The 7536-nt window shown below is 74.5% G+C and carries 7 protein-coding genes; 3 read left to right on the top strand and 4 right to left on the bottom strand.

Annotated elements, in window-relative coordinates; genetic code table 11:
- Positions 1-172 precede the first annotated feature (172 nt).
- Both ABZY91_RS22230 and ABZY91_RS22225 read right to left on the bottom strand, forming a co-directional pair.
- Positions 173-673, bottom strand: coding sequence for a cupin domain-containing protein (locus tag ABZY91_RS22230; RefSeq protein ID WP_329949392.1), 501 nt, complete (start codon positions 671-673; stop codon positions 173-175).
- 113 nt (positions 674-786) lie between these two features.
- Positions 787-1902 (bottom strand): FAD-dependent monooxygenase, encoded by a 1116-nt coding sequence (locus ABZY91_RS22225; protein ID WP_355404688.1) that lies wholly within the window; start codon positions 1900-1902, stop codon positions 787-789.
- A 202-nt stretch (positions 1903-2104) separates the two neighbouring features.
- Here ABZY91_RS22225 and ABZY91_RS22220 point away from each other — a divergent pair, with 202 nt between their 5' ends.
- Positions 2105-3151 (top strand): TetR/AcrR family transcriptional regulator C-terminal domain-containing protein, encoded by a 1047-nt coding sequence (locus ABZY91_RS22220; RefSeq protein ID WP_355404686.1) that lies wholly within the window; start codon positions 2105-2107, stop codon positions 3149-3151.
- Here ABZY91_RS22220 and ABZY91_RS22215 read toward each other — a convergent pair.
- Positions 3148-4113 (bottom strand): helix-turn-helix domain-containing protein, encoded by a 966-nt coding sequence (locus ABZY91_RS22215; RefSeq protein WP_355404684.1) that lies wholly within the window; start codon positions 4111-4113, stop codon positions 3148-3150. The genes ABZY91_RS22220 and ABZY91_RS22215 overlap by 4 nt on opposite strands.
- A gap of 97 nt (positions 4114-4210) precedes the next feature.
- Here ABZY91_RS22215 and ABZY91_RS22210 point away from each other — a divergent pair, with 97 nt between their 5' ends.
- Both ABZY91_RS22210 and ABZY91_RS22205 read left to right on the top strand, forming a co-directional pair.
- Positions 4211-4834, top strand: coding sequence for a cysteine hydrolase family protein (locus ABZY91_RS22210; RefSeq protein ID WP_355404682.1), 624 nt, complete (start codon positions 4211-4213; stop codon positions 4832-4834).
- A gap of 112 nt (positions 4835-4946) precedes the next feature.
- Positions 4947-5864: a sigma-70 family RNA polymerase sigma factor gene (locus tag ABZY91_RS22205; protein WP_355404680.1), complete on the top strand. Its 918-nt coding sequence runs from the start codon at positions 4947-4949 to the stop codon at positions 5862-5864.
- An 85-nt stretch (positions 5865-5949) separates the two neighbouring features.
- On the opposite strand, the gene ABZY91_RS22200 is transcribed toward ABZY91_RS22205, so the two are convergent.
- Positions 5950-7407, bottom strand: a complete 1458-nt coding sequence (locus tag ABZY91_RS22200) for a hypothetical protein (RefSeq protein ID WP_355404678.1) — start codon at positions 7405-7407, stop codon at positions 5950-5952.
- Positions 7408-7536 lie beyond the last annotated feature (129 nt).

Genomic DNA, 7536 nt, shown 5'->3' with positions numbered 1-7536 from the left:
CGACGCGCCGCCCGGCCTGTCCCCGGCCACCCGGCCGAGACCCGCACCACCGCCGCCGTCGGCGCGTGCGCGACGACGCCCGGACGCGCGGCGGGGCGCCCGTGGCCGCAGCCGCCCGGCCCGCGACTGACGCCGGGCCCGGCCCCGGGGACCGAAGCCCCTTCCCGGCAGGTCACTTGCCGGCTGCGGCCGCCAGGGTGGCGCGCCACAGCGGGCTGTCCACGTAGTGGTTGTCGTACAGCTCGGAGGAGTCCTTGATCTCCTGCGGGCTCGCCTCGCCGCGCATCACCCGGCCGAGCAGCCGCAGGTAGTCGAAGCGGGGCATGCCCGGCGTGAACACGAAGAGCACGTCGGCCGCGGAGCCGGGTGCGGCGGCGAAGGCGTGCGGGGCGTGCGGGGGGACGAGCAGGAAGTCACCCGCGCCGAGGGTCTCCACCGTGTCCTCGACCAGCACCTGGAGCGCACCGCCGATGACGAAGAACAGCTCGGAGGCCCGGGTGTGGAAGTGGGCCGGGGCGCCGACGGCCCCCTCGGCGAAGGAGGAACGGTAGCTGGTGATCGGGCTGCCGTCGGTCCCGCAGTCGGCGAGCAGGGTCATGACGCTGCTCGGGTCGCTGGTGGTCTCGGCGGTGGCGGCGCGGGTCAGCAGCGGCTTCAGCGGGCTGGCGGTCATGGTGGTGCTCCCCCGGATCGGGCGGTCCCGGCTCCCTGCCGCGACCTCGTGATGATCACTCTAGTGTCGGATGCGACCAGGAACATGGTGCATTCAGCTGTCGGAATCACGGGTCAATTCGCGTCCAGGGAGATCGCGTTCTTCGCCCGCTCGACCGACTCCTCGGACGCCGGGCCGCCCGGGTTCTCGGTGGCGAGCGCCTGGTTGAGGTCGACGAACGGGCGCATCCGCCGCTCGTAACGGTCGAAGGCCGGGGCGTGCCCCTCCCCGGCCGCGCGGGCCCGGCCGAGTTCGTCGGCCAGCAGGTGGGCGCCGACCAGGGCGAGGCCCGTCCCCTGGCCCGACAGCGGCGAGGCGCAGTACCCGGCGTCCCCGAGCAGGACCGCGCGGCCCGCGGACCAGCGGTCCAGGTGGATCTGCGCCATCGCGTCGGCGTAGAAGCCGGTCGAACGGTGCAGCGCCGCCAGCAGCCGGGGCGTCTCCCAGCGGAGTTCCGCCATCCGCTCCGCGACCAGCGTCCGCGCCGCATCGCCGTCCCGCTCGACGGGCTCCTCGCTCCTCCAGCCGAAGGTGACCCGCAACTCCCGGTTGTCGCGCACGGGGTAGACGCCGTAACCGGCCTCCCCGTCGCGGTGCCAGACCTGCCAGTCCTCCAGGCCGAGGAAGTTGTCGGCCTCGAAGATCGCGACGTGGGTGCCGAGCGGACGCAGGAACCGCCCCTCCGGGCCGAAGGCCAGCCGGCGGACCCGCGAGTGGAGTCCGTCCGCGCCGACCACCAGGTCGAAGGTGCGGGGCCGCCCGCGCTCGAAGGCGACGTGGATGCCGTGCTCGTCCTCGCGGAGCGCGGCGATGCTGTCGCCGTGGACGAACTCGGCCTCCCCGGACACGTGTTCGGCCAGGATCGCGACCAGGTCCTCGCGCAGCAGCTCGACGTCACCGCTGTCCAGACGGCCGCTGCTGTAGGTCGCCTCGGTGGAGCGGTGCACCTCGTTGCCGTCGGCGTCGACGACGGACATGCCGCGCATCCTGGTCCGGACGGCACGGACCTGCTCGCCCAGCCCCATCCGCTCGACCACGTCGAGGGCGACGCCCCGGATGTCGACCGCCTGGCCGCCGGCGCGGGGGCCGGGGGCCAGCTCGACCACCGTCGGGGCGAAGCCGTTGCGGTGCAGCAGGTGGGCGAGCGCGGTGCCGGCGACTCCGCCACCGGAGATGAGGACGGTCTTCACGGGTACTCCCTGTTCGGCTTCGTACGCTGTAAGCGCCCTGAATGTACGACGTAAATTCAGGGCGCCGCAAGCGCCCTCCACGCCGCTTGGGCCCAGTTCTGAGCTAGGACAGCACGGCCGTTACCGCCATCGGCGCTGCTAGGGTCTGAGCTAGTACAGAGCGGCCGCCCCCACGAAAAACCTCACCCGAGGAGCCCTGCCCGTGGCACCGGACACAGCCCCGCCCCCCTTCCGGCGCATCGCCGCCGAACTGCGGCGGCGCATCAGCACCGGGGAGCTCTCGCCCGGCGAGCGGGTGCCCTCGACCCGACGGATCGCCCAGGAGTGGGGCGTCGCCCTCGCCACCGCCACCAAGGCGCTGACCGTGCTGCGCCTGGAGGGCCTGGTGGAGGCTCTCCCCCGGGTCGGCACCGTGGTGGCCACGCCCGCCACGCCCGCCACGCCCTCCGCGACGACCACGGCCACGGCCACCGGGGCCGACGCACCGGCTCCCGCGCGTCCGCACCAGCCCGCTCGGCACCAGCACCCGCAGGAAGGCGAGTTGAGCCGCGAGCGGATCGTCCGGGCCGCCCTCGACCTGGCCGATGCGGAAGGCCTCCCCGCCCTCTCGATGCGCGCCGTGGCGGCCCGGCTCGGAGTCTCGGCGATGTCCCCGTACCGGTACGTCACCAGCAAGGACGAACTCGTCCTGCTCGCCGCCGACGCCGCGTTCGGCGACGCCTCCTACCCCGCCGAGCCGCCCGCCGGCTGGCGGCCCCGCCTGGAACTGAGCGCCCGCACCCTCTGGGCGCTGTTCCGGCGTCACCCCTGGCTCGCCCAGCTCAGCCCGGTCACCCGGCCGCTGATGCTGCCCAACCTGCTGGCCCACGCCGAGTGGGCGCTCGCCGCACTGGACGGCCACGGCCTGGACCCCACGACGATGATGGACGTCCACGTCCTGCTGTACAGCTACATCGAGGGCATCGCCGTCAACCTGGAGCGGGAGGCACAGGCCCAGTCCTCCACCGGCGTCACCGCCGACCAGTGGACGGACAGCCGGGTCCCCGCCCTCGGCCCGCTCGCCGACTCGGGCCGCTTCCCGGTCTTCACCCGCCTGATGGCGGACCTAGCGAGCGGCTACGACCTGGACCTGGACGCCCTGTTCGAGTTCGGCCTGGCCAACCTCCTGGACGGCCTGACGCCCCGGATCGAGAGCGCCGGAGCCGACCGGGCGGCCCGGATCACCGGTGGCGGCCGGCCCCGGGCCTAGAGCTCCCGGCCCCGGAAGGCGCGGCGGTACTCGCGCGGGGCCACGCCGACCCGGGTGGTGAAGGCGGGGCGCAGCGAGACGGCCGAGCCGAAGCCGCAGCGGACGGCGACCGTGTCCACCGGCAGGTCGGTCTCCTCCAGCAGCCGCTGGGCCGTCAGCACCCGCTGTTCCAGCAGCCAGCGCAGCGGCGTGGTCCCGGTGGCGGCGACGAAGCGGCGGGCGAAGGAGCGCTCCGACATCAGGGCGAGTCCGGCCATCCGGCGGACCGTCCACGGGGAGTCCAGCGCGGCCAGGACCTCGGCGCGGGCCCGGACCAGCGGGTCGTCCCCGTCCGCACCGCCGTCCTCCGGGACCGGGGACGGGATGAACTGCGCCTGCCCGCCCGAGCGGAACGGCGCGGTGACCATCGCGCGGGCGATGCTCGCGGCGGCCCGTTCGCCGTGGGCGGCACGGACCAGGTGCAGGCAGAGGTCGATGCCGGCCGCCACCCCCGCCGAGGTCCAGATCTGCCCCTCGCCCGTGAACAGCACCTCGGGCCGGACGTCCACCGCCGGGAAGCGCCGGGCGAGTTCACCGGCGAGCGCCCAGTGGGTGGTGGCCGGGCGGCCGTCGAGCAGCCCCGCCTCCGCGAGCACGAACGCACCCGCGCAGAGCGAGGCGACGGTGACGCCGCGCTCGTGCGCGGCGCGCAGCGCGGCGGGCACGGCGGGGTCGCGCGGCTCGTACGGCCGCTCCATCCCGGGGACGACGACCAGGTCGCACTCGGCGAGCGCGTCCAGGCCGTGGTCCGGCACCCGCTCCAGGCCGCCGCCGAGCCGCACCCGGGCGCCGGCCGGGCCGCAGACCCGCAGCTCGAAGTCGGGCAGTCCGGGCCGGCTCGGCCGGTTGTCCCAGACCTCCCCGATCACCGCGTAGTCGAAGGCCCGGACGCCGTCGAAGACCAGACACCCCACCGTGCGCACGACCGTCCACCCTCTCCCTGCCGGTTGGCAGGATCATATCGATGGGTGGCCCCACCGCCCCTCACTCCGCCGGGAGGGGCCGCCGCACGATGGACGCATGACGAACACCAGCGCCTTCGACGCCCCGCTCACCATCGCCCCCGACTCCGTCCTCGTGGTCATCGACGTCCAGAAGGGCTTCGAGGACACCGCGTTCTGGGGCGAACGCGACAACCCCGGGGCCGAACGACGGATCGGCGAACTGATCGACGTGTGGCAGGCCACCGGACGGCCGATCGTGACCGTGCAGCACGTCTCCCCCACCGGGCCGCTCGCGGAGGGCACCCCGGGCCACGAGCTGAAGGACTTCGTGGCGGCGGTCGAACCGGACCTGCACATCACCAAGACCGTGAACAGCGCCTTCTACGGCACGCCGGACCTGCACGCCTGGCTCCGGGAGCGGGGCGCGGAGCAGGTCGTCATCGTCGGCATCATCACGAACGTCTGCAACGAGACCACCGCGCGGATGGCCGGCAACCTCGGGTACGACGCGGTCTTCCCGATCGACGCGATGCACGCGTTCGACATGGCCGGGCCCGACGGGGTCACCGTCCCGGCCGCCGAACTGGCCCGGGCCACCGGCACGGTGCTGCACGCGATGCGGTTCGCCAAGGTGGTCACCGCGGAGTCGGTGGTGACGGCGGCGAGGGCCGGCGGGCCGGTGACCGCCGGGCGGTCCTGACCGCCGCCGTCGGGCACTTCGCCTCCCCGCCGGAAGTTGATCTTCCGGTCGGAGCCGCCGGGTCGCGCGGTTCCGGAGCGACGGCCCACGGCGACGAAGGAATGTGACACGGGTGGACGAGAAAGCACTGCCGGCCGAACTCTTCGAGGCGCACCGGACCCATCTGCGGGCCGTCGCCTACCGGATGCTCGGCTCGATCGGCGAGGCCGAGGACGCCGTCCAGGACACCTGGCTGCGGTACGACCGGACCGACACCGCCGACGTCGAGAACCTCGGCGGCTGGCTGACCACGGTGGCCGGGCGGATCTGCCTCAACCAGCTCCGGTCGCGCGCCCGGCGGCGCGAGGAGTCCTTCGAGTCGCGGGCCGAGGCGGGTGTCGCCGAGGTGCCCCGGATACCGGACCCGCTGATCGGGCGCGCGGACGCCGTCGACCCCGAACAGGAGGTGCTGCTGGCCGACTCGGTCGGTCTGGCCCTGATGGTCGTGATGGAGTCGCTGTCGCCCGCCGAACGGGTCGCGTTCGTCCTGCACGACCTGTTCGCGGTGCCGTTCGACGAGATCGCGCCGCTGATCGAGAAGACCGGGGCGGCCACCCGCCAGCTGGCCGGCCGGGCCCGCCGCAAGGTCCAGGGGCGGGCACCCGCCCCGGACCGGGACCTCGCCCGGCAGCGGGTGGCCGTCGACGCCTTCTTCGCCGCCACCCGGGACGGCGACCTCGACGCGCTGCTCGCCGTCCTCGCCCCGGACGTGGTGCTGCGCGCCGACGGTTCGGCCGGCCGGGACCGCCGGCCGGTGGTCCTCAACGGCGCCCGCACGGTGGCCGGCCAGGCGGTCATGTTCCGCAGCCTCTCGCCGTACGCGCGCCCGGCGCTCGTCAACGGCGCGGCGGGGGTCGTGGTGGTCGGTGCCAACGGACGGCCGGTCTCGATCATGGCCTTCACGGTGGTCGGCGGCACGATCGCGGCCATCGACGTGCTGAGCGACCCGGAGCGGCTCGCCGCGCTGGACCTGGCGGCGTTCGGCGCGTAGGGCCGACGGCGTCCGGGCGGCGGACGGCCGCCCCCCGCCCGGGGAAGTCCGGTGCGAGGGGCGGCCGTCGGCGGTCTGCGGGGCCTCAGCCCTTCCTGGAGAGGAAGTCGTAGGCGCCCGCCGCGACGTCGTCCAGGTAGGGGCCGGCCTGGAACTTCGGCTCGCCGGTGTGCTTGCCGACCGAGACGTTGCTGACCAGCACCGGTTGGCCGTCCTTCACCGCCAGCCAGCCGCCGCCGCTGGAACCGCCCGTCATGGTGCAGCCGATGGCGTGCATCGGCGGGCGGCTCGGCTCGTACGACAGCCGGGACGGCCGGCCGCTCTCGCAGCGGTTGAGCTCCATGCCGTCGAACGGCGCGGCCGCCGGGTAGCCGTACTCGGAGATGGTCAGCTGCTCGCGCGGGGCGTTGAACCAGACCGGCACCGCGCCGCCGACCGTCTCCTCCAGCGACTTGGCGCCGTCGGCGGGCTTCACCCGGATGATCGCGAAGTCGTAGTGGGTCGCCGGGTCGCCACCCTTGCCGCCCTCCGCCTTCCACTGCGGGGAGGTCACCGCCTGGGTGGCGTTCCAGATGCCGAACGGCGCGTACTGGGACTCGTCCGCCTGCTTGCCCCCGCTCAGCGCTCCGTTGCTGTTGAACGCCGGTATGAAGGAGAGGTTGCTGAAGAACGCGCCGCCCCGGCCCTGGTGGACGCAGTGGCCGGCGGTCCAGACCAGGTTGCTCCTGCCGGGGTGGGCCGGGTCGGCGACCACGGTGGCGGAGCACTGGAAGTGGTTGAGGCCGCCGGCGGCGGCCGCGCCGCTGCCCGGCTCGTCGGCGAACAGCTTCCCGTGCACGCCGAGCTTGGTGTACGGGTGCGGGAGGGGCTGGGCGTTGACCGTCTTGGGCAGCGGGTCGTTGCCGTTGTCGGCCGGCTGGGCGGGCTGGGCGGGCTTCGCGGGCTGGGACGGCTGTCCCGGCTGGGCGGGAGCCTGCGTCGGCTGGCCGGCGGGCGGCTGGGCCGGCGGCGCCGGGGCCTGCGAGGCCGGCTGCTGGGTGCCGGACGGCTTCGGCGCCGCCGGGGTGGTCGGGTGCCCCGGCTGGGTGGGCTGGCCGGCCGGCGGCTTGGTGCCCGGTGCGGACGGCACGGACGGCGCCCCCGGCGCCGTCGGCTGGGCCGGGGCCTGCGTCGGCGGGGCGGGCTGCGTGGGCTGGGCGGGCGGCTGGGCCGGCGGCGCGGTGGGCGGCGCCGGCGGCGCGATCGGCTCGTCGGGCTTGGCCTTGAGCAGCTTGTCCAAGGTCCAGAAGCCCTTGGCGGCGGCCGGGAGGGCGTAGTCCTTCGCCCACTTCTCCCAGTCGTCGAACTTCCACTTCTTCAGCTCGTCCAGATTGGCCGGCAGTCCGAGGTTCGGCTGCGCGCCGGCCGTGACGGCGACGTCGGCCGAGCTGTTCTCCGGACCGCAGGCCGCGGTGGTGAGCAGGGTCAGCGCGAGAACGGACGCCCCCAGCGCACTCCCCGCGGTGCGAGCGGAGCGACGGGCATTTCTACCTGACGATGACATGAACTTCTGATCCCCCTGTGTGAAAACGCACGGCGCCGCCGTAACGGCGCCGACGGTGCGCGGGGGAGTATTCCACTGACCGTCAGCGAGGCGTCCACCCGCCCCGTCGACGGCGGGGACGGCGGGGAC

It is taken from the genome of Kitasatospora sp. NPDC002965, from assembly GCF_040611255.1.
Taxonomy (GTDB): Bacteria; Actinomycetota; Actinomycetes; order Streptomycetales; family Streptomycetaceae; genus Kitasatospora.
Note: the sequence above shows the minus strand (reverse complement) of the source record. Positions and strands in the feature narration are given on the sequence as shown.